The organism is Clostridium sp., assembly GCF_036646415.1.
GTDB lineage: Bacteria > Bacillota > Clostridia > Clostridiales > Clostridiaceae > Clostridium_J.
Window position 1 is genome coordinate 1 of record NZ_JAVXMF010000019.1, and the last position, 24,952, is coordinate 24,952.

Genomic DNA, 24,952 nt, shown 5'->3' on the forward strand with positions numbered 1-24,952 from the left:
GGAGGGGATTAAATGAATTTAATAAAGCCTTTAGGGCTAAAAAAAGGAGACAAGGTAGCTACTATAAGTTTATCTTGGGGTGGTGCTGGAGATAAGGAAATATTGTGGAGATATAATCAAGGAAAGAAAAGGTTAGTAGAGGAATTTGGATTTCAGGTGGTGGAGATGCCAAACACTTTAAAGGGCACTGAGTATATATACAACAATCCAGAAAGTAGAGCAAGGGACCTTATGATGGCATTTGAGGATAAGTCCATAAAAGCTATTTTTTCATGTATTGGTGGAGAGGAAAGCATTAGAATGCTACCATATATTAATTTTGAAACCATAAGGAGTAATCCTAAGATTTTCATGGGATATTCAGACACTACAGTAACTCATATGATTTGTTTAAAGGCAGGAATTTCTAGCTTTTATGGTCCTTCAGTGCTAGCTGAGTTTGCTGAAAATGTGAAGATGCATGATTACACGACCCATTGGGTCAATAAGGTTTTGTTTGATAATGATACCATAGGAAATATTTTTCCTTCTGATAATTGGACAAGTGAATATTTGCCTTGGGATGAGTGTAATAAAGATATAAAAAGAAATATTTATCCAAGTAGTGGATATGAAGTTTTACAGGGGAACGGTTGTGTAACAGGTCAACTTATAGGTGGATGCATAGAAGTCCTAGAGATGGTTAAAGGAACAGAACTTTGGCCAGAGAAGGAAGTGTGGAATAATACCATATTATTTTTAGAAACTAGCGAAGATAAACCAAGCCCTAAGTATTTTGAGTATTGGTTACGAAATTATGGTTCTCAAGGAATCTTGAATAATATTAATGGAATAATCTTTGGGAAGCCTTATGACAATATGTATTATGAAGAATACAAAAGTGTTATTTTAAAGGTGGTTAGAGAAGAACTAGGATTAACAGAATTACCTATTATGATTAATATGAACTTTGGACATACAGCTCCAATGATGATTATTCCTTATGGAGCAGTTGGGGAAATAAATTGTGATGAAAATAAATTCAGTATAGTTGAGTCTGGAGTTATGTAAGGTATAACAAACATTAATGGCTTCATTCATGGAATATTTAGTCATAGGGATGAAAATTTGGAGGAGGGTTAGTATGAAGATAGTTATATACAATACAGTGAAGGAGTTTATAGAAAGTAATGAGAATATTCTATTAGAAAGAGAAGCTATAACTCAATTGATTCTATTTAATAGTTTTATAAATAAAGATAAAACTGTAAGTAAAGAGATGTTATTTGGAAGAGTTGAAGATGATAATGGTGACCTAAATATTATTTTCTGTAATGTAACTCCACACAACTTATTAATATGTGATCTAAAGGAGAATACAGGTGAAGCAGTTAAAGTTTTGGCTGACTATCTACTAGACAGTGAAATTAGTATTAAAGGGGTTAATGCTAATAAAAAGATTTGTGATGAATTTATATCATGTTATAGCGTAATAAGTGGTTGTGAGTTTAAGGAATACTTAGCTATGGATGTTATGGAGTTAAGAGAGATAAATAAGGATATTTCATTACCCAAAGGAAGCTTTCGTGAAGCAACTTGGAATGACTTAAATATAATAGCAGATTGGTACATTAAATTTGTTAAGGAAGCATTAAATGAGGATATGACCTATGGGGATTTCAAAGACAAGATAGCAATGAGGATTGAGAATAAATGCATTTATCTATTTGAAGATGAAAATCATACCCCTGTTTCTATGGCGGCGACCACAAGACAATTAGTTAATGGCGTTTCTGTTAGTCTAGTTTATTCTAATAGTCAAGAAAGAGGCAAGGGATATGGACTAGCTGTGGTTTATTATTTAAGTAAGCTATATCTAGAAAGGGGAAATAAGTTTTGTAGTCTCTTTGTAGATAAGCATAATCCAACTTCCAATGGAGTATATTCAAAAATAGGTTATAAGATATTGAAAGATAATTTTGATTATAGAATTGTTTAAGAAGGTTAATTAAATTGGTAGGAGTGAATAATATGATTCTATCAGAAATGATACGAGAAATACCAACAATTGAGTTAGAGAAGATTAATTTAAGAAGAATGAGAAATAGTGATGCAACTGACCTATTTCAATATTATAATAACAAAAATGTATATCAATATCTTGATTGGAATGGTCCTAATTCTATAAAACATGCAGAAGAAATAATAGATATATGGAATAAAGGCTTTGAAGAAAATTGGATAATGCGATTTGCAATAGCTGATAAAAATACGGATAAGATTATTGGAACTATTTTTCTAAATAGCTTTGATGGTAAAAGAGCAGAAATTGGGTATGAATTATCGGAAGAATTTTGGAGAAAAGGTATTATGTCAGAGGCAATGAAGGCAGTATTGACTTTAGGATTTGATAAATTGCAATTGAAAAGAATTCAAGCATTTGTTTGTGCAGAAAATATTGGGTCTAAAGAAATTTTAATGAAGTTTGGATTTGAAGAAGAAGGATATTTACGTCAATATGAAACACATTCTGTAACAGGGCAATGTAATGATATGTATATTTATGGATTGCTTAAAGAAGAATTTAAATTTTAGAAGATAAAGAATCATATATGGAGGAGAAAAAATGCTAAAGGTAATACAGATTTCAAGCGATATTGCACATATTGTTCATGATATACAGAAAAAATCATTTGAACCATTGCTTTACAAATACCATGACTATGATGTGAATCCTGCAATGGAAAGTGTTGAGCGAATTAAAGAGAAGATTGATAGAGCTAATACTACAGCATATATTTTTCAACTTAACGACATTAATGTTGGATGGGTTAGAGTAATGGAATTGGAGGAAATGACATATAAGATTTCGGTTTTATGTATTCTTCCTGAATATCAAAATAGGGGAATTGCACAAGAAGCATTGAAACAAATAGAAAGTTATTATCCAAATGCACGCAAATGGATTTTGGATACAATAATTCAGGAAAATGGAAACTGTCACCTGTATGAAAAATTGGGATATGTAAAAGTCGGTGAGCTAAGACCGATAAATGAAAGAATGACACTTGTTAATTATATAAAGATATGCAGATTATAAGCATACTATGTAATTAATTTATTGCATAGTATGTATAAATTGGAATTAACAAATAAAAAATGAACTTTGAAAATTGAATAGTACGGTATTTGAAAATATGCTATAATATGGATAAAATTCAAGCGTAGTTGTAGATTATGACTAAACTATCGATAGAATATATATTGAGAATGGAGATGATAACTTGGATTTAAAATACTTATTTGATGAGGCAGTTTTAAATTATGAAAAGAGGCGTCCGAATTATGGAACTGAACTATTTAAAGATGTAATAGAATATGCAGAAATCACTATGGACAAGTATTTGCTAGAGGTAGGTTGCGGGACAGGCCAAGCTACAGAACCGTTTTTAAAAGCAAAATGTAAAGTAACAGCGGTTGAATTAGGTGAAAATCTTGCTTCATATACAAGAGAAAAGTTCAAGGTTTATAAAAATTTCAACGTTGTTCGGTGCGCTTTTGAAGATTATGATTGTGATGATAATAAGTTTGATATGTTATATTCTGCTACTGCCTTCCACTGGATACCAGATGAAATTGGATATAAAAAGGCATATAGGATAATAAGGAGTGGTGGCACACTTGCTTTATTTTGGAATAGGCCATCACCAAACGATAATCCAGTACATCAAAAAATTCAATCTATTTATAGAGAGCTAGTACCACAGTGGGGTAATGAGGTAACTAATTACCAAGACAGACCAAAATATTCAAGCGTAAATAAAATAGAGCAATATGGGTTTGTAAATGCTCAGTTTAAGGAATACCAAAATATAAGGAAAATGACCGGCATTGAATATGTAGAATTGCTGAATACTTATTCAGATCATATAGCCTTGGAAAAATCAATAAAATCACTTCTTTTCGATAGTATTAGGACAGCGATCGAAGACTTTGGAAATGAAATAATTATTAATGATACAGTAGAATTATATCTTGCAAAAAAGCCGTAAAGATACTGGCTCTAAATTATTATTTAGTTATTTACATTTAATATGCATTCTGTAGATATGGCGAATTAGATAATAGAATATGATCTTTGAAAATTGAATAGTACGGTATTTAAAACAACAATTATTTATATGAAGTATAAGGAAGTATTATAATAAAGAGTAACATTTCATATATATAGTTAATACAATGATAGCGACAAGTATTTTATATTAAGAGAGGTAAGCGATGCTATCTAACACCCAATTTATACAACAATCATTGGAGTTACATCTTTTTTTTGCTAGGATTATGAAAGAACATTCATTTTTTTTGCAAGTAGGTTTTACACAAAAGAACTCAAAACTTATAGATCAAGCAGACAGATTCAGAAGGGAGTTTGACAAACTTTTATGTGATGTTATATCACTTTCAAACGGTGTTGTTAGTTCAAGTGTATTACAGTCTGGTGAGGTGGTAACACCATTTACATTAAATGCTGAAATGGCATCATCATATTTTACAGGAGTAGATATTCCTATCAGTTTGACTGAGGCAGAGAAAAAGTTGATGGGAACTCCGTTGATGAAAGGTAACCAAAGGCTAGAAAATAGGGTGCGTAGGATTAATGAGAGTGCAATGGAATTAGTTAGAGATTTAACACAGTTTAAAAAGAGATTGTTATCAGATGTTTTAGAGTGTAAAATATTCACAGTTAATTATCCTTTACTTATTGATCACATTTTAAGGGAAGCAAATTTTTATTTTAAAATGATACAAAGATTACAAAATGGTGATGAAATAGACATGGAAAGAGAAGCTTATGAGCAAGAAATGTTTTGGAATAGAATTATGGCTGAACATTCAAAGTTTATTCGTGGACTGCTTGACCCAACTGAAGACGAACTTATAAGTATAGCAAATAATTTTGGAAATGAGTTTGATAAATTGCTAATAGAATCAAAGCAGGCTATGAACAAGTCAATGCCAATTTCTGAAGTTACAGACGAAAGCCTAAAAGCAACTATAGATATTAGTAAATTCAAAGCACAAGGTACACAAGGAATATTAGAATGTAAGATCAAGTCCATAATAATACCTTTATTGGGAGATCATACTTTACGTGAAGCTAATCATTATTTGCGCTTATTGAAAATATTTAAAAAGAGTATGTAAAAGTTAAGTAAAAATTACTATTCCATAGATTATTAAATAATTTCTTTAAATACCGTATTATTCAGAAGTGAATATGCGGTATTTTTGTTTCGTTATTCAAGTAAATAAGAATGGTTATTCTTATGTTTTGGAGATTTAGAAAACTACAATAAATAGGGGGAAGAAATATTGATATTATTTAAAGAAATTGATAAAGAAAACTTTTGGGATTGTATTAGTCTAGAGGTTGAGAATGGACAAGTTGATTTTGTTACATCCAATGCAGTTTCCATAGCACAATCCAAGGTGCAACCAGAATGTATACCATTAGCGATATATCATGATGACACAATAGTGGGATTTGTAATGTATTGTGTTGATGAAGATGATGATGAGTATTGGATTTATCGTATGATGATTGATAAAAATCATCAGTCAAAAGGATATGGGAAGAAAGCATTGAAGAAACTTTTAGAAATTATGCAACAGGACAAATCTCACAATAAGGTTTTTCTTGGTGTTCATAAGGATAGTGAGTATGCTGTAAAACTTTATAGAAACTGTGGCTTTGAATTTGATGGACAGGTGTTTGGTAGTGAACATATTATGAGGTTGGATTATTAGAGGATAATGAAAAATATGGGGGTATGTTTAAATGAGTATAATTAATAGTTTTGATGAAAGTATGAATGCAATTATTAATCCAAATGAGGTTATGGAAAAGATTGAGGGATTTCCAAAGGTAGTAATAGCTACATTTTCCTATAAAATAATGGAGATTTTTTCAAAGCTTCAAGGTGTAGAAAGAGCAGGATGCACCAAATCTGTAAATGGGGATGTAGTAATTTATAAAATGAATTATAAGAATAAGGAAATTGGATTTTATATGACTCCTGTGGGTGGTTCATTTGCAGCAGGAACTCTTGAAGAAATAATTGCTATGGGGGCAGAAAAAGTTGTTATTTATGGTTCTTGCGGTTCATTAGATAGAAATATTACTGCTGGGCATGTCATAGTTCCTACACATGCTTATAGAGATGAAGGTGTAAGTTATCATTATATGAAGCCAAGTGATTACATTTTTATTGAAAGTTCAGATAAGCTAGCTAGTATTTTAGAGGAGTTAGAAGTTCCCTACGTAAAGGGAAAAACATGGACAACGGATGCTATTTATAGAGAAACCATAGGAAATATGAATAAAAGAAAAGCGGAAGGTTGTATATCTGTAGAAATGGAATGTGCATCCTTAGCAGCAGTATGTAAGTTTAGAAATGTTGAATTTCTTCAATTTCTATATTCAGCTGACAATTTAGATAGCTCCAAGTGGGAAAAAAGGATACTTGGTAATTTGGATATAAGTGAAAGAGAGAAATATATGATGATTGCCTTTGAAATTGGATGTGCATTATAAGAACTATAGGCATAATCGGAGCTATGGATGTTGAGATAGATCTTATAAAATCTAAAATAAATATAATAGAAGAAATAACCTATTCAGGTGTTAAGTTTTATATTGGAAAGTATAAGGATTTAAGTATAGTACTATGTTCTTGTGGTGTTGGAAAGGTAAATGCAGCAAGTTGTACACAAGTATTAATTACTAAATTTAATGTAACTGAGATAATAAATACAGGAATTGCAGGAAGCTTAAATACAAATGTACAGATATGTGATGTGGTTATCTCAGATAATGTTACCTATCACGATGTAAGAAAGCGACAGATGGAATCTTTGTTTCCATTTCAAGAAGATTTTAAGTCCTGTGAAAGTTTAAAGGATATAGCAGTAAGGGCCTATGAGATTAGTGATTTAAAGAAGCATAATTATCACCTTGGAAGGATTGTAACAGGGGAAAGTTTTGTATCGGATAATGCTCTGAAGAAGGTAATAATTGAAGAATATAATCCTCTTTGTGTGGAGATGGAGGGTGGAGCTATAGGGCATGTAGCTCATATAAATAACATACCTTTTCTAATTATTAGAAGTATTTCAGATAATGCAGATCAGGATGCTACTGAGAGCTATGAGAATTTTGAAAGTATAGCTGCAAACAACTCTGCTAAATTAGTAATAAATATGCTGGAACTTATTAATGATTAAGAATTTATAGGAGGACATTAATGGATATGAATAAAATCGCTGTAATAGGAAGTGGTGGAGCAGGAAAATCCACATTTTCAAGGAAACTTGGAGAGCTAATAAGTATACCTGTATATCATTTAGATTCCTTATATTGGAGTCCAGGTTGGATTGAAACTCCTAAGGATAAATGGGAACCTATAGTAGAAGGTCTTGCAAAAAAAGAGGAGTGGGTTATTGATGGTAATTACGGAAATACATTAGATATTAGGCTTAAAGCTGCAGATACTATTATATTTCTTAAAATGCCAACATATCTTTGTCTTTATAGAATTATAAAGAGAAGATTTATGTATCAAGGGAAAACAAGACCTGATATGAATGCTGGATGTGAAGAAAAATTAGATTTAGAGTTTGTTAATTGGGTGTGGAGTTTTAATAGAAAGAGAGCACCAGGAATTTTAGAAAAGATTGAGAGGTATGAGGGTGAAAAAAAGGTCATAATTCTTAAAAGTCCATCAGAGGTGGAAGCATTTCTTAAAAGTATAAAGGACTTGGTAGTAAAGGTATAAAGAAATTTAAAATGGTTATTCTTATTTTTAAAAGCTTTGCCTATTGTTAATGAAAACTTTCAACCATTTAAGGGCAAAATTATTAAGCTTTCTGTATGTGAGTTTTACCCTATGAAAGAGCTTGGGGTTTTTGAAGTGAGATAGACTATGAAGGAATTGAGGAGTAAATTATGAAATTAACATATCCAGATTATGATCACAGTATTTTAAATCTAATAAATTCAGTTTTAAATCATTTTGGAGCAAAGTATACTCATACTACATTACCAAAGCTTGATTGTATTTTGAATAAAAACTATAAAAATGTAGTTGTTATGGTTTTTGATGCTATGGGAAGTAAAAATATTGAAAGCATTTTGCCGGAAGATAGTTTTCTTAGAAAACATATGATAGATGAAATAACATCAGTATATCCACCTACCACAACAGCCGCTACAATGACTCTTGAAAGTGGACTTGCACCTATGGAACATTCATGGCTAGGATGGAGTCTACATTTTGATGAAGTTAATGACAATGTAAATATTTTCATTAACACTAATGATAAAGGCGAAAATGTTGCTGATTATCATGTGGCAAGACGTTACATTCCATATAAGAATGTAATTGATAAAATTAAAGATACAGGAAATTCAAAGGCTTATTCCGTGTCTCCATTTGGAACTTATCCTATTAACGATATATATGAGCTTATGTCATCAGTTGAAATGCTTTGTAATAAACAGGAAAAACATTATATTTACACATACTGGCCAGAACCAGATTCATCTATGCATACTAAAGGAATTTCAAGCGAAGATAGCATTTATTGGATAAAAAAAATAAATAATATGTTAGAAGAGTTAAGTGGAAAATTAAAAGATACACTTTTAATTATTACGGCAGATCATGGACACATAGATGGGAGAAATGAATTAATAGTAAATTATAAAGAAATTACTAGCTGCTTAAAGTGGCCACCTTCCATAGAACCACGTTCTCTTGCATTTCATGTAAAAGAAGGAATGAAGCAAAAGTTTAAAGATGTATTTTTAAAAGAGTTTGGAGATGATTTTTTACTTTTATCTAGAGAAGAGGTATTGAAAAAGAAACTTTTTGGATATGGTGAAGAACACACTAGATTTCAAGATTTTCTAGGAGATTATTTAGCAATAGCAATTGCTGAAACTTCTATATTTAATAATGAAGCAGCGTATAAGAAATTTATTGGGGTTCATGCTGGGTTAACAGAGTGGGAAATGATGGTGCCACTCATAGTTGTTGAGTGTAAATAATTATTGAAAACAAAAACAACATAGATTTTCATGGAAGAATTATAAGCCAGATAAAAATCGAAATAATATTAAGAAAGAAGAGGTGAAAGGTATGATAAGAAAGTTAAGGGAAGAGGATAAAGAGACGGTAATTGAATTTTTGAGTGAGGAAGTTGCAATCAATTTATTTATAATTGGAGATGTGGAAAATTTTGGTTTTGAAACTGAGTTTATGGAGACTTGGGGAAGTTTTGATGATAACAATAAGATTACAGGAATTCTGCTAAGGTTTTATGAGAGTTATATTCCTTATTATAAGAAGTACCATAGTGATATAGATGAATTTAAGTGTATGATTAAAAAAGCTGAAGGTAAGAAAATGATTTCAGGGAAAAGAAGTATAATGAAAGATTTTAAAGATGTTTTTCAGGATTACAAGGAAAGAGAAACTTACTTTTGTGAGTTGAAAAATGATAAATTGTTATGTGATTTTGATAGTAGTGTAAAACTTGCAAAAGTTGAAGATGCAAAAAGATTAAATGATTTTATTAATAGTATTAATGAATTTAGCACAGATAAAGATAGTACTGAAGATAAAATTTCTAAAACTATGGAAAGTAACCTTGGAAGAATATATTATATTGAAGATGAACATGGAAAGATAATTTCAAGTTCTCAAACCACTGCTGAAAACTCTAAGTCAGCCATGGTTGTAGGTGTTGCCACTGATAAGGAAAATAGAAATAAAGGATTAACATCAAAGTGTTTATCTAAATTATGTTATGACCTATTAAGTGAAGGGAAAACATTATGCTTATTTTATGATAATCCTTTAGCCGGAAGAATATATAAAAAATTAGGGTTTGAAGATATAGATAAGTGGACTATGATATCAGAAACATAAAATATGGGAGAAAATTAATATGAATAATAGTAAACTAAATTTTTATTTCTTTGGAGAGGTAGGTTAGTATGATTGTTACAATCCTACATATGTAACGAGTAAGGAATATGTAACTGAACTATTATATTTAATTGCAGTAAATGAACCATTTTCAATATCAAATTATGAAATTGCAAAAGCTTTAAATAGAGAAGATGATGAAATAATTCCTGGCATTATTAATGATCTTAAATTGATTAATGCAATAGAAGTTAAGGATGATACCTATAGAATAAAATTTCCGTTATTTTTAGAGGAAGATGTTAAAAATATGGAGAATCTCATAAATAATATAGGAGATTTGTATAGGAATGTTGAACATACGAAAGGGTGAGGTAAATAAAGCTAAGATTTTAACTAATATTACAATGTAACCAAAGTGGAAATACAATGAACAAGTAAGTAGTTTATATATTACATATTAAACTATTATTGCAAAGTTAACAAAAATTTTATATAATATTAATATAAAATGTAATAAATAAGAATTTTGTGTAATAAAAAGGAGAATAATATGTATTGTAAAAATTGCGGACGACAAATTGATAGTAATGCAGAAATATGTCCATTATGTGGAGTAAGAGTAAAAGAGGCTGAATCAACAGTTGTGGACAACCCATCACATTTTGCGGGAGTTGCATCATGTTGCTTTCCAATAGTGGGTTTAATTTTATACTTTATTTGGAGAGGAGAAAAACCAAAATCAGCTAAAGTCGTTTGTTATTGGATGTTAGGCGGAATTGCTGCTTGGGTAGTATTTTACATTGTTTGTATCTTTATAGGTATTTCAGATTCAATGTATTATTAAAATTAAATGAAGGTTACAGATAAAATATTGAACTATATGTTTTTATGTCATAAGATACCTGAAAGATCTTTTTTTTATAGGGGAAAACAATTTCCTATATGTGCAAGATGCACAGGAATACTTGTAGGATACATATTTGGAATTATATATATTGTAATATCAAAGAGGCCTCATATTATATTGGAGGCTTTAATGATGATTCCTATAGCTATTGATGGACTAGGTCAATTATATGGTCATTGGGAGAGTAATAATACAAGAAGATTTGTAACAGGTATTATTGCAGGTATTGCTACCATAGGATTTTTTAGACTAGCTATGGTATTAGGACTTGCAACGGGAAGACATATAGTAAAGGTAATTATTAACTAGGGAATAAGGCTTTTTAAAATTATTTAAGAAGTTGTGTTGTATTTAATCAGTTGAAAAATTTATATTGTTAAAAATAGACTAGATATATGAAATTAACTTATACCTAGTCTATTTAATTTATAAAAATAGAGAAATATTATTTATTCTTCTCCTGGAAATAAGTAAGTTAGGCCTTTAATGAATACAAATACTATGAGCATTACTACAAATATTCCGCCCATACCTTTCCACATTATTTCTAAACTCTGTTTAAATGCTTCAATATGCATTACATTCCACCTCCGACTAAGAATAAAATTAATCCACCGGCTATTACTGAACCTATTTGTCCAGATACGTTTGCAGCTACTGCATGCATTAACAAGAAGTTTTGAGGATCTTCTTTTTGTCCCATTTTCTGAATTACTCTAGCTGACATAGGGAATGCTGAGATACCGGCAGCACCAACCATTGGATTGATTTTTTCTTTGGCAAAAAGGTTAATAAACTTTGCAAACAGTACTCCACCAATGGTATCAAATATGAAGGCAATAAGTCCAAGTCCAATAATCATAAAGGTATCCGAGGTAACAAAGAATTCAGCCTTCATTTTAGAGGCTATAGTAATACCCAAAAGTAATGTTACTAAGTTTGCTAACTCATTTTGTGCAGTTGAAGATAATCTTTCTAACACACCACATTCTCTAATTAGGTTACCAAACATTAAGAAGCCTATGAGAGCTACAGAAGTAGGTGCTATAAGGCCTGAAATTACAGTAACTATTATTGGAAATAGTATCTTAGTTGTCTTAGATACTGAAGCAGGGTTATATTTCATTTTTATTTGTCTTTCTTTTTTAGTAGTTACTAGCTTTATTGCAAAGGGTTGAATAATAGGTACTAAGGACATATAAGAGTAGGCCGCTACAGTTATGGGACCAATATAGTTACTCTTAAAGAAGTTAGCAACAAAGATTGATGTTGGTCCATCGGCAGCTCCAATAATACCTATAGATGCAGCATCCTTTAAGGAGAAACCTAACAATGCTGCTAAACTTATTGTGAAGAAAATACCAAATTGTGCGGCAGCTCCAAATAAAAGCATTTTTGGGTTTGTAAGTAGTGGACCAAAATCAATCATAGCTCCAATACCAATAAATAATATTAGAGGAAATAGTTCATTGGCTATACCCATGTTAAATAAGTTATCAATTATACCTATTTCTGAATGACCATTGATTAATTGGGTAACAGCTCCTGATAGTGGTATGTTTACAAGTATAGCACCAAAACCCATTGGTAATAAAAGTGCTGGTTCAAATCCTTTTTTAATAGCAAGCCATATTAATCCTGCACCTATAAACCACATTACCCCTTGTTGCCAAGTCATGGCTCTTAATCCATTCAATAGAAAATCCATAATTAAACCTCCCGTATGTAAATTAGATTATAATAAATTAAGTGAATATAAAGTATTAGTAAATTTCTTCTAATATCCATTTTAATTTCAATAAGTAACTTTTACTGGCTAAATCAAAAATTTAGAGTATCAGTTATAAAATTTAATTTTATCTTTATATCCATAGTAATTTTATAACATTTTGAGAATATTTGCACTATAAAAAGTAAATATTAACAAAAGGTTATTAAGATATTAAGAACTATTTATGAAGATGATATTTTTTATTTTAAATTTATATCACCTTAGTAAATATGTTTAAGTAAAAATCCACAGGGAAACATATTAAGTGATTATATATAGAAAGGGTTAGGTGATTAATATGGTTGATATTTGTTTGTTAGGTTGTGGTGGTGGAATGCCTATGCCTTTTAGAAATCTTTCAGCTACCTTAATAAATTATAAGGGACGAAAGATATTAATAGATTGTGGCGAAGGAACTCAAGTATCCATGAGGATAATTTGCTGTGGGTTTAAATCTATAGATGTGATATGTATAACTCATGGACATGGAGATCATATTGTCGGATTACCAGGATTACTTTCTACCATAGGGAATAGCGGAAGAACTGCGCCCTTAACAATTATAGGGCCTGAAGGAATTACAGATATAGTGAATGGTCTGAGAGTAATAGCACAGTACCTACCTTATGAGGTTAATATCATAGAGAATCCATCATTAGTTGAGTTTGATATTTCAGATGATGGACTTTATGTGAGTGGACAAATGTTTTATGAAGAGAAAGTATGCTTAGAAGAAGTTGGGAAAGATAAAGTAAGAAAACTTAAGGATAATTTTAGCAATGATAAAGTTGGTAATAACAGTATAGAAGAATATAAAATGGGACAAATAAGGGGAAGAAATGGTCAATTAACTATAAATACCTTAGAGTTAGATCACTCATCACCATGCCTTGGATATAGTTTGAACTTTAAAAGAGAAAGAAAGTTTAATGTGAAAAAGGCAGTGGAAAATAATGTACCTAAAGTTCTATGGAGCAGACTACAGAAAGAAGAAAGAGCAACATTTGAAGGAAAAGAATATAATGGGGATATGGTTTTAGGAGACGAAAGAAGAGGAATAAAAGTTAGCTTAGTAACTGATAGTAGACCTTTAGATATAATACCTAAATTTATAGAGGACAGCGAGCTATTCATATGCGAAGGAACCTATGGTAAGGGTGAAGATGTAGATAAGGCAATAAAAAACAAACATATGACATATAGAGAAGCAGCAGGATTAGCAAAAGAGGGAAGGGTTAGAGCACTATTATTAACTCACTTTAGTCCAGCTATGTTAGAGCCTAATGAATTTATAAATAATGCTAAAGATGTATTTGAAAATACCTTAATAGGTGAAGATAGAATGAAAATGACACTATGCTTTAGATATGAGTAGATATATGGCTTATAACTAGATTATATACTTTAGTGGAGTGTGAAGGAATTAAGCACTCCACTAAAGAATAAGTAAGTAACAACATATTTCATTATACAAGGGGGATAATCATGATAGTGGGAAGAGATATAGTTATAAGACAAATAGAATTAGGGGATGAAGAATATCTTTATAAGTGGTGGAATGATGGAGAATTTATGGGACATGCTACTTTGTCTTATGGAACGCTTCAAAGCAAGGATACCATAAAAGCAGGTATTGAAAGGGAAATATCAAATTCAGAGTTATATCCAAGGAATAAAAGATTTATTATATGTAAAAAGAATGGAATGGTTCCTATAGGAGAGATGAATTATTGCGATTGGGATTCTAGGAATCAAAAATGTGAGCTCGGAATAAAAGTTTGCGAAACTTCAGAGCAAGGAAAGGGATATGGAAAGGAATCTTTAAGTCTTTTCATTGATTTTATGTTTAAATTCTTAAATCTAAATAAGATAGAACTTACAACAATGAAAGACAACTATAGGGCTCAAAAGTTATATGAGTTATTAGGATTTAAGACAATTGGCATAGTTAGAGAGGGGTACTTTGATAGTAGAGCTGGAGAATTTTCAGATGTTGTATATATGGATTTATTAAAAAGGGAATGGCATAAGTTAAAATAGTTAATCTTAAAGTATTAAGTCATGTATTAAACATTAGAAGGAGACGGTTATGTTAGAGACAATGAGATGTAAAATTATTAATTTGCAAGATAATGACTATAAAGATGTAGAAAAATTATATATTGATGAAAAAGTAAGAAGATTTCTTGGGGGAACAATAGATAAGACTACATATAATAGTATATTTTCAGAAATGAATATTTCGGATAATAGCTCATTATATTGGGTTGTGAGACATAAGGATAATAATAAGTTTCTCGGGTTAGTTTCTATTGATTTACATCATGATGGTATAAGTAGAGAAATATCATACCAGTTTTTATCAGAGTGGTGGGGACTTGGGTATGCAGAAGAAGTAGTTAAAAGAATTATAAAATATGCATTTGAAGAACTAAAGTTACAGAAACTTGTAGCTGAGACACAGTCAGCAAATGAGTATTCTTGTAAACTTCTAAAGAAAGTAGGAATGGAATTAGAACAATCAGTTCATAGGTTTGGTGCTGAGCAATATATATTTAGCATATGTTGTGCATAAATCTAATTTCACACTTCAATAATATGTAAATTAAAAGGATGTCCTAAGACATCCTTTTGCTTAATTTAAGACGTTATTTAAAACATATACTTATAGTAAAAATAGTGCAAATAATGATGTAACAATCAAGCCGAACACTACTGGTTTAAAGTTTCGTTTTGCCAGTTCAAAAGGAGATACCTTACAGATTGCAGATACTGGAATAATTGCCCAAGGAATTATAGTTCCACCACCAACCCAGATTGCAGCGATTTGTCCTAGTGCTGTTAAAGTTGGTACACTTGCACCTGTGGCAGTTCCAAATAGTTTTGCAGTTGAGCCTGCAAGGGATATTCCAGAGAATCCAGATCCATCAAGTCCAGTAATTGCACCAATACCAGTTACGGTAAAGGCACTGAAGATATTATTCATAGGAACTAATTGAGATAAAGCGAAACCTAAGTCATTTACTATACCTAAGGAGCCTTCAGGTAAAAATTCACCGATGATATTTAAAAAGCCACTATCACCTATATAGAAGAAGGCTGCAATTGGTATTACTATACCAAAAACTTTAAAGGCAAATTGTAATCCTGATACAAAGTGAGTTGTTAATTCTTCTAGACAACCATTCTTGTAGGTTTTCATAGCTATAGCAATTAATAAAAATAGTGTTGTACCACCAATTAATGCTGTAGCATCTCCACCTTTTAATCCAAGTGATATCATAATAAACACATCAATAATAAATAATGCTGGAACTAGGATTGCGAATATAGTTTTCCACCCCTTAGATAAAACAGTTTCATTTATTTCTTCATCTTCGTCTAGTTTTTCATCATAAACCATATTTTCAAGAGTACCATTTTTCATATCTCTCTTTAACATTATAAAAGCTGTAATGGTAGTTACAAGCCCCATGATTATTATTAGAGGAATACTTGCTTTAACAACAGCTTCAACGGGAACTCCTGCAGCATCAGCTGTTAGCTTAGGAGCTGCTTGGATAATGAAATCAGTGGAAAGTGCAATACCATGACCAAATAAATTCATTGCTATGGCAGCACCAATAGCTGGAAGTCCAGCTTTTATAGCTACAGGTACAAGCACCGCACCAACTAGTGCTACGGCAGGTGATGGCCAGAAGAAGTAGGAAATAACCATCATAATTAAACCAATTATCCAAAATGCCATAAAATCATTTTTAATAAGTTTAGTGAATGGACTTATCATTGACTTATTAATGCCTGTATACCGTAAAATTTTACTCAAAGCTGCTATTATAGAAATAATAAGAATTGTGGGTAGTAGTTCCGTTATGGCATATATAAAACTATTAAATATGCTAACCACTGATAGAGGAACTGATTTAGTACTAATTAATGCAATTAAGAATACTCCTATAATACAAATTAGTGATACATCTCTTTTTTTAATCATAGCTATTAATATTATTAATATAAATATTAAGTAAACATAATGTATTAAAGTTAAACCAATCATTTGTAGCCTCCTGCTAATTTTATCTTAGTTTATATATAATATGAATTTAACCTTATTTAGTGTTAAGTTTTAAAAGCATAAAATTGAAAAAATTTAATTAAGAAACATCTTATTAATTTGGAGAAAATATATTATAATTTAAAGTGTACAAATATTTCCAGTTAACAAGTTGTTAATATGAACAATAATAAAAATCACAATATAAATAATAAAGACAAAGGGGCAGATAGAAATGATTGTATTGAAGAATGTTATTATTACTGGTAGTACAAGAGGAGTAGGGTTTGCTATGGCAAAAGAATTTTTAAAGTCAGGTTGTAATGTTACAGTATGTGGGAGAACTAGAGAATCATTAGAAAAGTGCAAAGAAAAGTTAAAGGAATATAATAGTAAAACTCAATTTGTACAATGTGACGTGACAGATAAGGCTGATATTGAAAGACTTTGGTTTGAAGCTAAGGAAAAGTGGGGAAATATAGATATCTGGATTAATAATGCAGGGCAAAACTGTCCCTATGAATTTGTGTGGGATACAGAGGACAACTATGTTGATAAGGTCATAGACACTAATATAAAAGGCATAATCTATGGTTCTAAATTAGCCGCTAAGTATATGATTAAGCAAGGTAATGGACAGATATGGAATATGGAGGGATTAGGTTCTGATGATATGATAGTAGAAAAGACAATCCTCTATGGTACATCTAAGAGAGCACTTACTTATTTTACAAAGGCTTTAGCCAAGGAATTGGCAGCTACATCTGTAAAGGTGGGAAGATTATCTCCAGGAATGATGCTAACAGATTTTATAACCAAGTCACCAGAAGGGGAAAAATCAAAGGCAATAGAGGAAGGTAGTTTCAAAAAGATATTTAATATACTTGGAGATAAACCAGAAACTGTAGCAGAATTCTTTATACCTAGAATATTAAAAAATACAAAAAATAATGTCCATATTCAATGGTTAACAAAGATTAAGTCCACTCAAAGATTTATGGCATCTGCCTTTAATAAAAGAAGTTTAATTGAATAATTTTATTTTATTAAATAACCAGTAGAAGAAGATATAAAACTATGTTTTTGAGGATTCATACTGATTTAAACATAGTCAAGCATTAAGAATTAACATAGATAACTAGACTGAAAATTAAAAGACAAAAATAAACAGGTTTTGTGTATGGAGCACGAGATATATAAAGGAGTAATTTATATGAATGGATTTACCACAGACAATATCGTTTTACTATTAGTTGCAATAGTATTATTAATACTAGTTATTAAAGTTTTTAAGGGTGTTCTTAAAACTATAATAGCAATAATTCTTTTGTTAACGGTGGGAGTATCTTGCTACAATATATTTGTAGCAAAGAAGTCTATAACCTATGAGATAAATAGGTACAAAACAGATTTTGCATACACAATGGATATAAAAGATATATCAGCGGAAGCATATAAGATTATTGATGATATGAAAGAAGACACAATTACAGAAGAAGGTATAGATAAATTAGTTCATTTGAAAAATCAAGCAGAGGCTTTAGAACATAGTGAAGAAGCTAATTTTATTCATAATAAATATATAAGTAGCCTTGATGGAGTTATTCTTGCTTGTAGAGGATATGCTTTAGGTGAAATTGCACAGGGACAAGTATCTAAACTAGAAGATTTAACAGATGACATTAATATAAATTTATTAGATGTGTTAAGAGGTGAATAGAGCATCAGTAGAAGTTATAAAAAGATAGGCTATAAAATCATTGGGGACAATTATGATTATAGGGTAGTATAAGTAGAGGAACTAAAAGTATAGAACTTGAAGTTGGATTAATGTGAAATTGAAAATTAAATAAAAATAATTGTATTTAATTGTATTCTGTTGCGTATATAATTATAGATAAGAGTTTTAAGGAGTGAATTTTATGAATAAGAAACGATTATATATAATTATATTATTCATAGCAGTTTTTATAACTGGTTGTAGTGAGAAAAATAATAAAGAAGATGCAAATATTAATTTAAGCAATAGCGTAGAGATAAGTAACAATGTTGCTACTAATGACAATGAGGTAAATAATAATTCAGAAGTGAATAGTAATAAGGCGGTAGATAGTAATAATGATGTGAAAGTAACTTCTAAATATAAAATAAATGATTATATCACTATTAATGAAAATGCAAAGTATAGCTATAAAGGAGAAAACTCTGAATACGCAGAGTTTGTAGCTTATGTAGATTATATAAGTGGCGATAAATTTCAAATAAGAACTAATAATGGTGGAAGTGAAACAGTAATGGTTTTACAGATTAAAGATGGAGAACTTAGACAAACATTTAGAAGAGGTGTATGTTACTATAGAGAAAATTTTACTACCAAACAATCAACATCTAGTGAAATACTATTAAAAGAACCCTTAGTAAAGGGAACCAGTTGGACATTATCAGATGGTAGTAAAAGATACATTTCAAATGTAAATGTGCAGGTAGAAACTCCAAGTGGAAACTATAGTGCTATTGAAGTAACTACAGAAAGAAATAACGGAGAGAAAAGTCTACATTATTATGCACTGAACAATGGTCTAGTAAAATACGTTGGTGATTCAGAAAATATGAAAATAACTTCAACATTACAAGGAATTGAGGATAATATTCAGCTAACTCAAACAGTAAGATTCTATTATCCAGACATTAATGTAGATAAAATCTATTATGAAGATAAGGAACTTTCGTTTAGTACCAATGATATAACTAAGATGACACTTCAAAATATATTAAAGGAATTCCCAGGAAATGATAAAGGATCATTACTAGGGAAGAATGTAACCATTAATAGTTTATATTTAAATGATGATGGTAAGTTATATGTAGATTTTACAAGTAACTTTGTAAAAGAAATGAATTCAGGTTCAAGCACAGAGCTCATGATACTTCAAAGCATAGTTAATACTTTTGGTAATTATTATGGTGTTGATCAGGTGTATATAACAATAGATAACAAAGCTTATAGCTCAGGGCATATATTAAAATCACCAGGTGAATGCTTTAAAGTTGATTTCAATGGAGTCACAGAAGGTAAATAATATATTATAAGATTAATCTATTAATATTAGGAGTATATTTTGACTATGAATATATGACATTAATATACAAATAAAAACTACTATAAAACTTAGGATTTATAGTAGTTTTTTTAATTTAATACTATATACTGACTATTTTTAAATTAGATTTTAAATTCAATATATTCAATATATTGGTATGATGCCAAGTAAATATATGGTATAATATCGATATATTTTAGTTAAATTATTAGTTCAATTTAAATAGGTGTTTACAAAATGTAATAATGACATAAGTAACAGGGGGTCGTTACAAAAGATGGATATTAATAAATATGTAAAGGTTCATGGAAATAAAATTAGTGAAATAGCTTTAATGGTAATTATAAGTGGTCTAATCTTAGCGGGGGTTACTGGATTTTCTACTACACTATGGATGAAAGTTGTATTTATTTCAATCTTTTATTTATCATTAGCAATAGCGATTTTCTGTATAAGAAGAAATATGACATGGAAAATAATATCTATAATACCAGCAACAATAGTAATCAGCTATATGCTAATTGGCATAGGAGTTGATATTGAGATTAACATTATGGTAATTATTTCAATAACAATAGTTGCTTTATGGCATATTTACAAAGGAAATAGTATTAAGAAAAAAGTTAGTATGGGATACGTTTTGATAGTGGTATTAGGATTTTTATCTTGGAATTATTATATTCATGTAGATAATCTAATAAAGGATGAAGGATTATGTATACACATAAAAAAGGAAAATTCTATTAAAGGAAAAATAATGGAATCAGATTTAGATAATATAAAAGAATTATCCACACCATATGAAAGAGATGTAAATACATTGCAGGGTATAGAACAGATGAAAAACCTAGAAAGCATATGTATATGGGATGCTAGGAGAATTAAAGATTACTCATACATAAGCAAATTAAATAATTTAAATACAATAACCATATGGTATGGAGATTTGGATAAACTTTCAAATTTAGACACCATGAATTCTGTGAAAAATCTAGGAATTATATACCCTAATAAAGGCAAGCTTCAAGGGTTACAAGCTTTTCCTAATTTAAAGGTGCTAGAAATTAAAGGTGGAGATATAGAACTATCTAATTTACAAGGGTCTAAGAATATAGAAAAGATAGGTATATCTTCTACAAAGAATATGAGTTTTAAGGGTCTGGATGAATTTCCGAAATTAACTACCTTAAATCTAAAGGAAATATATATTGAAGATATAGATGAAATTTTAAAATGTGAATCTTTAAGTATTATAGAATTAAATAATTGCACACTAAAGGATAAAGAAGAATTTATACAAAAGGCAAATGATAAGGGAATAAGTGTAATAGATAAAGAATAGCATGATTGGAACATATGGAAACAATTAGTTGACACTAATTGTATGAAATGATAATGTGTAATCAAGAAATAAAAATGTTAATGGAGGGGATCATATGTCAAAATATACTGGCACAAAAACAGAAAAGAACTTAATGGAGGCTTTCAGTGGTGAATCACAAGCTAGAAATAAGTATACTTATTTCGCTTCAGTAGCTAAAAAAGCTGGATTCGAACAAATTGCAGAACTTTTCTTGGAAACAGCTAATCAAGAAAAGGAACATGCTAAAATGTGGTTTAAAGAATTTCATGGAATTGGAAATACAGAAGAAAATCTTGAAGCTGCAGCAGCAGGTGAAAATGATGAATGGACAAATATGTACAAGCGTATGGCAGCAGAGGCTCGTGAGGAAGGCTTTGAAGCTTTAGCTAAAAAGTTTGAACTTGTTGCAGATGTTGAAGCCTCTCATGAAAAACGTTATTTAAAATTACTTGAGAGTTTACGTGAAGAAAAGACTTTTAAAGGTGATGCACCTCTAGGTTGGAAATGTCGTAATTGTGGATATATATACGAAGGTGAAGATGCACCAGCAGGTTGTCCTGTATGTGCTCATCCTAAAGCATATTTTGAGCGTAAAGCTGAAAATTATTAAGAATTATATACATATAGATAATTCTTATATGTTAAATTAATAAAGAAATTCTTAAAGTAACTAAAACTTTAAGAATTTCTTTTTATATGTGAAGATATTTTAATTATAATCTTTCATATTTTAAAATGAATCTTACAAAAATGTAACTTAGCTGAAAGATAAATAAATATGTATTAATAATTTAATATAGTAAAATTATAAATGTGCTAAGGATTTAGGCAAACATACAAAGAATGGTATTTACAGGTATAGATGATAATAATAACAATTAGTATCTATAATTGAAATTTAAAACAAGACAACACAAAGGGTAATTATTTTTATTCTATTAGATAAATTATATTGCTGTATTTTGTAAGATGAAAATTATAAAAATGTAAGGAGAGATTTATGATGAAAAATATATTAAGTGTAGAAAAAATAGAAAAGTATTATGGGAATAAAGAAAGTGTCACAAAGGCAATTGATAATATTAGTTTTAAAGTAGGTGAAGGGGAATTTGTTGGGATAATGGGACCATCAGGAAGTGGTAAGACAACATTACTTAACTGTATATCAACAATAGATAGTGTTACTACGGGTAACATAATAATAAATGGTAATGATGTTACAAAGTTAAAATCAAAATCACTAGATAAGTTTAGACAAAATGAACTTGGTTTTATATTTCAAGATTTTAATTTATTAGATACTTTAACAGCCTATGAAAATATAGCATTAGCTTTAACTATAAAAGGGGAGAATACTTCTAATATAGATAAAAAAATAAAAGATGTATCAAAATATTTAGAAATTGAAGATGTTTTATGTAAGTATCCATATCAAATGTCAGGGGGACAAAAACAAAGAGTAGCATCAGCTAGAGCAATAGTAACAAATCCATCATTAGTTCTTGCAGATGAACCAACAGGAGCACTTGATTCAAAATCAGCAAGATTATTACTTGAAAGATTTGAAAGTTTAAATGAGGATTTAAAGGCTACAATACTTATGGTTACTCACGATGCATTTACAGCTAGTTATGCACATAGAATTTTATTTATTAAAGATGGTAAAATATTTACTGAACTAGTAAGAGGCAATGATAGTAGAAAAGAATTCTTCAATAGAATTATAGAAGTTATAACTCTTCTTGGAGGTGATGACAATGTATTCTAAAATTGCGGTAGGTAATGTAAAAAAGAGTTTCAAGGATTATAACATATACTTTTTAACCCTTACATTGGCAGTTTGTATATTCTATAGTTTTAACTCAATAGAATCTCAAAAGGCACTTGTGGAAATGCAAGCATCAAGTAAAAACGCTGTAGAAACTATAACTTCAGTCATATCATATGTATCAGTATTTGTATCAATAATATTAGGATGCTTAATATTATATGCTAATAATTTTCTAGTGAAAAAGCGGAAGAAAGAACTAGGAATATATATGACACTAGGTATGGGGAAAAATAAAATATCTAAGATATTAGTAATAGAAACACTTGTTGTTGGAGCTATATCCTTAATTAGTGGACTCTTATTAGGACTTGTAGCATCACAAGGATTATCTGTATTTACTTCAAAATTATTTGATATATCGATGACTGAATACAAGTTTATAATTTCCACCGTTGCAATAGGGAAGACTATATTATACTTTGGAATAATCTTTTTACTTGTTATGATATTTAATACAGTTATTATATCTAAATATAAGATAATAGATTTACTGACAGCAGGTAGAAAAAATGAAGATGTTAAGTTTAAAAATCCAATTATATACTTAATAACTTTTGTATTATGTGTAGTATCACTTGGTGTTGCATATAAGCTAGTATTAAAGGTAGGGTTAAACGTAATAAATCCTAGGTTTATGATTTCAATTCTACTTGGAATATTAGGTACATCATTGTTTTTCTTTAGTTTAGCAGGATTTGGATTATATTTATTAAAGAAAAATAAAAAAGTATATTTTAAAGGGCTAAATATATTTATAGCAAAACAGATAAATAGTAAGGTAAATACAAATTTTATATCTATGACTATAATATGTTTAATGTTATTTTTAACTATGAGCATATTATCAACTGGAATTAGCTTTAAAAATGCATTAGAATCAGGGTTGGAAAATACAACTCCATTTGATGCAAGTGCAACTATATATATATATAACGATGATAAAATAAAAAGCATAAAGGAATCTTTTGAAAACATTAATTTCAAATTTGATGAATCAGAAAAATATGCATACTATACTGAGTATGGTACTGATGCTACAATAAATGATTTACTAGACTCTGGACTTGATAAATCAAACAAGGATATTGTAGATAAATTTGGTAAAATTAGAGTTTCCGTTATTAAAATATCTGAATACAATGACATAAGAAAATTACAAAACAAGGAGTCAATAGAACTAAAAGAAGATGAAGTTCTTATTACATCAAATTTTACTGACTTGGTAAAATCAGTAAATGTATTTTTGAACAAGAATAATTCTATAGAAATTAATAGCAAAGATTATAATGTTAAAAACGAAAAAGTTATAGAGGATGCAATTCATACAAGTGGATTTAGTGATAATATATTTACATTAGTGGTAAATGATGAGTTAACTAAAGAGTTAAATCCAGAAGTTTCATATATTAATGTGAATTTTGAAGGAGATAAGAAGAAATCTGAAGATAAATTTGCAAATATATTTAAAGAATTTAAGGATGGCAAATTTGATTATGACAAATCCGGATTTGTTATTGGAATGACTAGAGAACAAGTATATTCTGAAACTAAAGGAATGACAACCACAATATTATTTGTGGGAATATATTTAGGAATAATATTTTTAATTGCTAGTATGGCAGTACTTGCCCTTCAACAATTATCAGAAGCTAGTGATAGTATAGATAGATATAAATCATTAAAGAAAATTGGTGCAAATGATAAAATGATAAATAAAACTATATTTGTCCAAACATTAATATATTTTAGCCTTCCAGTTATTCTTGCTTTTATACATTCAGTTATTGGAATAAAAGTAGCAAATGAATTTATATCTATATTTAACAAGCCAAATATAGTAGGATCTTCATTAATTACAGCCTCAATATTTATGATAGTATATGTTGGATATTTCTATGCTACATATACAGGATATAAAAATATAGTTAGAAATAATCAATAATTGAATAGT

27 protein-coding genes are annotated in these 24,952 nt (G+C 29.7%); 24 read left to right on the top strand and 3 right to left on the bottom strand.

Features of this window, described 5'->3' with window-relative positions:
• Nucleotides 1-12: 12 nt before the first annotated feature.
• The 14 genes from RSD37_RS12150 to RSD37_RS12215 all read left to right on the top strand — a co-directional run bounded on the left by RSD37_RS12150 (nucleotide 13) and on the right by RSD37_RS12215 (nucleotide 11,190).
• Nucleotides 13-1,050: a S66 peptidase family protein gene (locus RSD37_RS12150; RefSeq protein ID WP_346947008.1), complete on the top strand. Its 1,038-nt coding sequence runs from the start codon at nucleotides 13-15 to the stop codon at nucleotides 1,048-1,050.
• A gap of 73 nt (nucleotides 1,051-1,123) precedes the next feature.
• A complete protein-coding gene (locus RSD37_RS12155; RefSeq protein ID WP_346947009.1) occupies nucleotides 1,124-1,978 on the top strand; it encodes a GNAT family N-acetyltransferase in 855 nt (284 codons plus the stop codon).
• 32 nt (nucleotides 1,979-2,010) lie between these two features.
• Nucleotides 2,011-2,574, top strand: a complete 564-nt coding sequence (locus RSD37_RS12160; RefSeq protein ID WP_346947010.1) for a GNAT family protein — start codon at nucleotides 2,011-2,013, stop codon at nucleotides 2,572-2,574.
• Nucleotides 2,575-2,605: 31 nt separating this feature from the next.
• Nucleotides 2,606-3,079, top strand: coding sequence for a GNAT family N-acetyltransferase (locus RSD37_RS12165; RefSeq protein WP_346947011.1), 474 nt, complete (start codon nucleotides 2,606-2,608; stop codon nucleotides 3,077-3,079).
• Nucleotides 3,080-3,263: 184 nt separating this feature from the next.
• Entirely contained in the window at nucleotides 3,264-4,031 is a 768-nt protein-coding gene (locus RSD37_RS12170) for a class I SAM-dependent methyltransferase (protein WP_346947012.1), read from the top strand.
• A gap of 226 nt (nucleotides 4,032-4,257) precedes the next feature.
• Complete coding sequence (locus RSD37_RS12175; RefSeq protein ID WP_346947013.1) at nucleotides 4,258-5,184, top strand: DUF2935 domain-containing protein; 927 nt, start codon at nucleotides 4,258-4,260, stop codon at nucleotides 5,182-5,184.
• 168 nt (nucleotides 5,185-5,352) lie between these two features.
• The gene (locus RSD37_RS12180; RefSeq protein WP_346947014.1) at nucleotides 5,353-5,787 is read left to right on the top strand and encodes a GNAT family N-acetyltransferase; all 435 of its coding nucleotides are present in this window, start codon (nucleotides 5,353-5,355) and stop codon (nucleotides 5,785-5,787) included.
• A gap of 31 nt (nucleotides 5,788-5,818) precedes the next feature.
• Nucleotides 5,819-6,574, top strand: a complete 756-nt coding sequence (locus RSD37_RS12185) for a nucleoside phosphorylase (RefSeq protein WP_346947015.1) — start codon at nucleotides 5,819-5,821, stop codon at nucleotides 6,572-6,574.
• Nucleotides 6,562-7,263 (top strand): 5'-methylthioadenosine/adenosylhomocysteine nucleosidase, encoded by a 702-nt coding sequence (locus tag RSD37_RS12190; RefSeq protein WP_346947016.1) that lies wholly within the window; start codon nucleotides 6,562-6,564, stop codon nucleotides 7,261-7,263. The genes RSD37_RS12185 and RSD37_RS12190 overlap by 13 nt, the downstream gene beginning before the upstream one ends.
• A gap of 20 nt (nucleotides 7,264-7,283) precedes the next feature.
• Nucleotides 7,284-7,814 (top strand): DNA topology modulation protein, encoded by a 531-nt coding sequence (locus RSD37_RS12195; RefSeq protein ID WP_346947017.1) that lies wholly within the window; start codon nucleotides 7,284-7,286, stop codon nucleotides 7,812-7,814.
• Between the two features lie 170 nt (nucleotides 7,815-7,984).
• Entirely contained in the window at nucleotides 7,985-9,088 is a 1,104-nt protein-coding gene (locus tag RSD37_RS12200) for an alkaline phosphatase family protein (protein ID WP_346947018.1), read from the top strand.
• Between the two features lie 91 nt (nucleotides 9,089-9,179).
• Nucleotides 9,180-9,971 carry a GNAT family N-acetyltransferase gene (locus tag RSD37_RS12205; RefSeq protein WP_346947019.1) on the top strand — a complete coding sequence of 264 codons (792 nt, stop codon included), beginning with the start codon at nucleotides 9,180-9,182 and terminating at the stop codon, nucleotides 9,969-9,971.
• A gap of 553 nt (nucleotides 9,972-10,524) precedes the next feature.
• Nucleotides 10,525-10,818, top strand: coding sequence for a zinc-ribbon domain-containing protein (locus RSD37_RS12210; RefSeq protein WP_346947020.1), 294 nt, complete (start codon nucleotides 10,525-10,527; stop codon nucleotides 10,816-10,818).
• Between the two features lie 36 nt (nucleotides 10,819-10,854).
• The gene (locus RSD37_RS12215) at nucleotides 10,855-11,190 is read left to right on the top strand and encodes a DUF2085 domain-containing protein (RefSeq protein ID WP_346947060.1); all 336 of its coding nucleotides are present in this window, start codon (nucleotides 10,855-10,857) and stop codon (nucleotides 11,188-11,190) included.
• Between the two features lie 140 nt (nucleotides 11,191-11,330).
• Here the strand turns inward: RSD37_RS12215 and RSD37_RS12220 are convergent, their stop codons facing one another.
• Both RSD37_RS12220 and RSD37_RS12225 read right to left on the bottom strand, forming a co-directional pair.
• Nucleotides 11,331-11,459 (bottom strand): OadG-related small transporter subunit, encoded by a 129-nt coding sequence (locus RSD37_RS12220; RefSeq protein ID WP_346947021.1) that lies wholly within the window; start codon nucleotides 11,457-11,459, stop codon nucleotides 11,331-11,333.
• Complete coding sequence (locus RSD37_RS12225) at nucleotides 11,459-12,589, bottom strand: sodium ion-translocating decarboxylase subunit beta (protein WP_346947022.1); 1,131 nt, start codon at nucleotides 12,587-12,589, stop codon at nucleotides 11,459-11,461. The genes RSD37_RS12220 and RSD37_RS12225 overlap by 1 nt, the downstream gene beginning before the upstream one ends.
• Nucleotides 12,590-12,950: 361 nt before the next feature.
• Between RSD37_RS12225 and RSD37_RS12230 the strand changes: the two genes are divergently transcribed.
• The 3 genes from RSD37_RS12230 to RSD37_RS12240 all read left to right on the top strand — a co-directional run bounded on the left by RSD37_RS12230 (nucleotide 12,951) and on the right by RSD37_RS12240 (nucleotide 15,227).
• On the top strand, nucleotides 12,951-14,027 hold the full coding sequence (locus tag RSD37_RS12230) for a ribonuclease Z (protein ID WP_346947023.1): 1,077 nt from the start codon (nucleotides 12,951-12,953) through the stop codon (nucleotides 14,025-14,027).
• A gap of 110 nt (nucleotides 14,028-14,137) precedes the next feature.
• Complete coding sequence (locus RSD37_RS12235; RefSeq protein ID WP_346947024.1) at nucleotides 14,138-14,692, top strand: GNAT family protein; 555 nt, start codon at nucleotides 14,138-14,140, stop codon at nucleotides 14,690-14,692.
• Between the two features lie 49 nt (nucleotides 14,693-14,741).
• Nucleotides 14,742-15,227, top strand: a complete 486-nt coding sequence (locus tag RSD37_RS12240) for a GNAT family N-acetyltransferase (protein ID WP_346947025.1) — start codon at nucleotides 14,742-14,744, stop codon at nucleotides 15,225-15,227.
• Between the two features lie 90 nt (nucleotides 15,228-15,317).
• On the opposite strand, the gene RSD37_RS12245 is transcribed toward RSD37_RS12240, so the two are convergent.
• Nucleotides 15,318-16,709, bottom strand: coding sequence for a hypothetical protein (locus tag RSD37_RS12245; RefSeq protein ID WP_346947026.1), 1,392 nt, complete (start codon nucleotides 16,707-16,709; stop codon nucleotides 15,318-15,320).
• 232 nt (nucleotides 16,710-16,941) lie between these two features.
• Here RSD37_RS12245 and RSD37_RS12250 point away from each other — a divergent pair, with 232 nt between their 5' ends.
• The 7 genes from RSD37_RS12250 (at nucleotide 16,942) to RSD37_RS12280 (ending at nucleotide 24,943) form a co-directional block, all read left to right on the top strand.
• Nucleotides 16,942-17,742, top strand: coding sequence for an SDR family oxidoreductase (locus RSD37_RS12250; protein WP_346947027.1), 801 nt, complete (start codon nucleotides 16,942-16,944; stop codon nucleotides 17,740-17,742).
• A 177-nt stretch (nucleotides 17,743-17,919) separates the two neighbouring features.
• Nucleotides 17,920-18,426 (top strand): hypothetical protein, encoded by a 507-nt coding sequence (locus RSD37_RS12255; RefSeq protein ID WP_346947028.1) that lies wholly within the window; start codon nucleotides 17,920-17,922, stop codon nucleotides 18,424-18,426.
• A gap of 202 nt (nucleotides 18,427-18,628) precedes the next feature.
• On the top strand, nucleotides 18,629-19,786 hold the full coding sequence (locus RSD37_RS12260) for a GerMN domain-containing protein (RefSeq protein ID WP_346947029.1): 1,158 nt from the start codon (nucleotides 18,629-18,631) through the stop codon (nucleotides 19,784-19,786).
• Nucleotides 19,787-20,084: 298 nt separating this feature from the next.
• Nucleotides 20,085-21,149 (top strand): hypothetical protein, encoded by a 1,065-nt coding sequence (locus tag RSD37_RS12265; protein ID WP_346947030.1) that lies wholly within the window; start codon nucleotides 20,085-20,087, stop codon nucleotides 21,147-21,149.
• 94 nt (nucleotides 21,150-21,243) lie between these two features.
• On the top strand, nucleotides 21,244-21,780 hold the full coding sequence (rbr, locus tag RSD37_RS12270) for a rubrerythrin (protein WP_346947031.1): 537 nt from the start codon (nucleotides 21,244-21,246) through the stop codon (nucleotides 21,778-21,780).
• Nucleotides 21,781-22,173: 393 nt separating this feature from the next.
• Nucleotides 22,174-22,938, top strand: coding sequence for an ABC transporter ATP-binding protein (locus RSD37_RS12275; RefSeq protein WP_346947061.1), 765 nt, complete (start codon nucleotides 22,174-22,176; stop codon nucleotides 22,936-22,938).
• The gene (locus tag RSD37_RS12280) at nucleotides 22,928-24,943 is read left to right on the top strand and encodes an FtsX-like permease family protein (protein WP_346947032.1); all 2,016 of its coding nucleotides are present in this window, start codon (nucleotides 22,928-22,930) and stop codon (nucleotides 24,941-24,943) included. Before RSD37_RS12275 ends, RSD37_RS12280 begins: the two co-directional genes overlap by 11 nt.
• Nucleotides 24,944-24,952 lie beyond the last annotated feature (9 nt).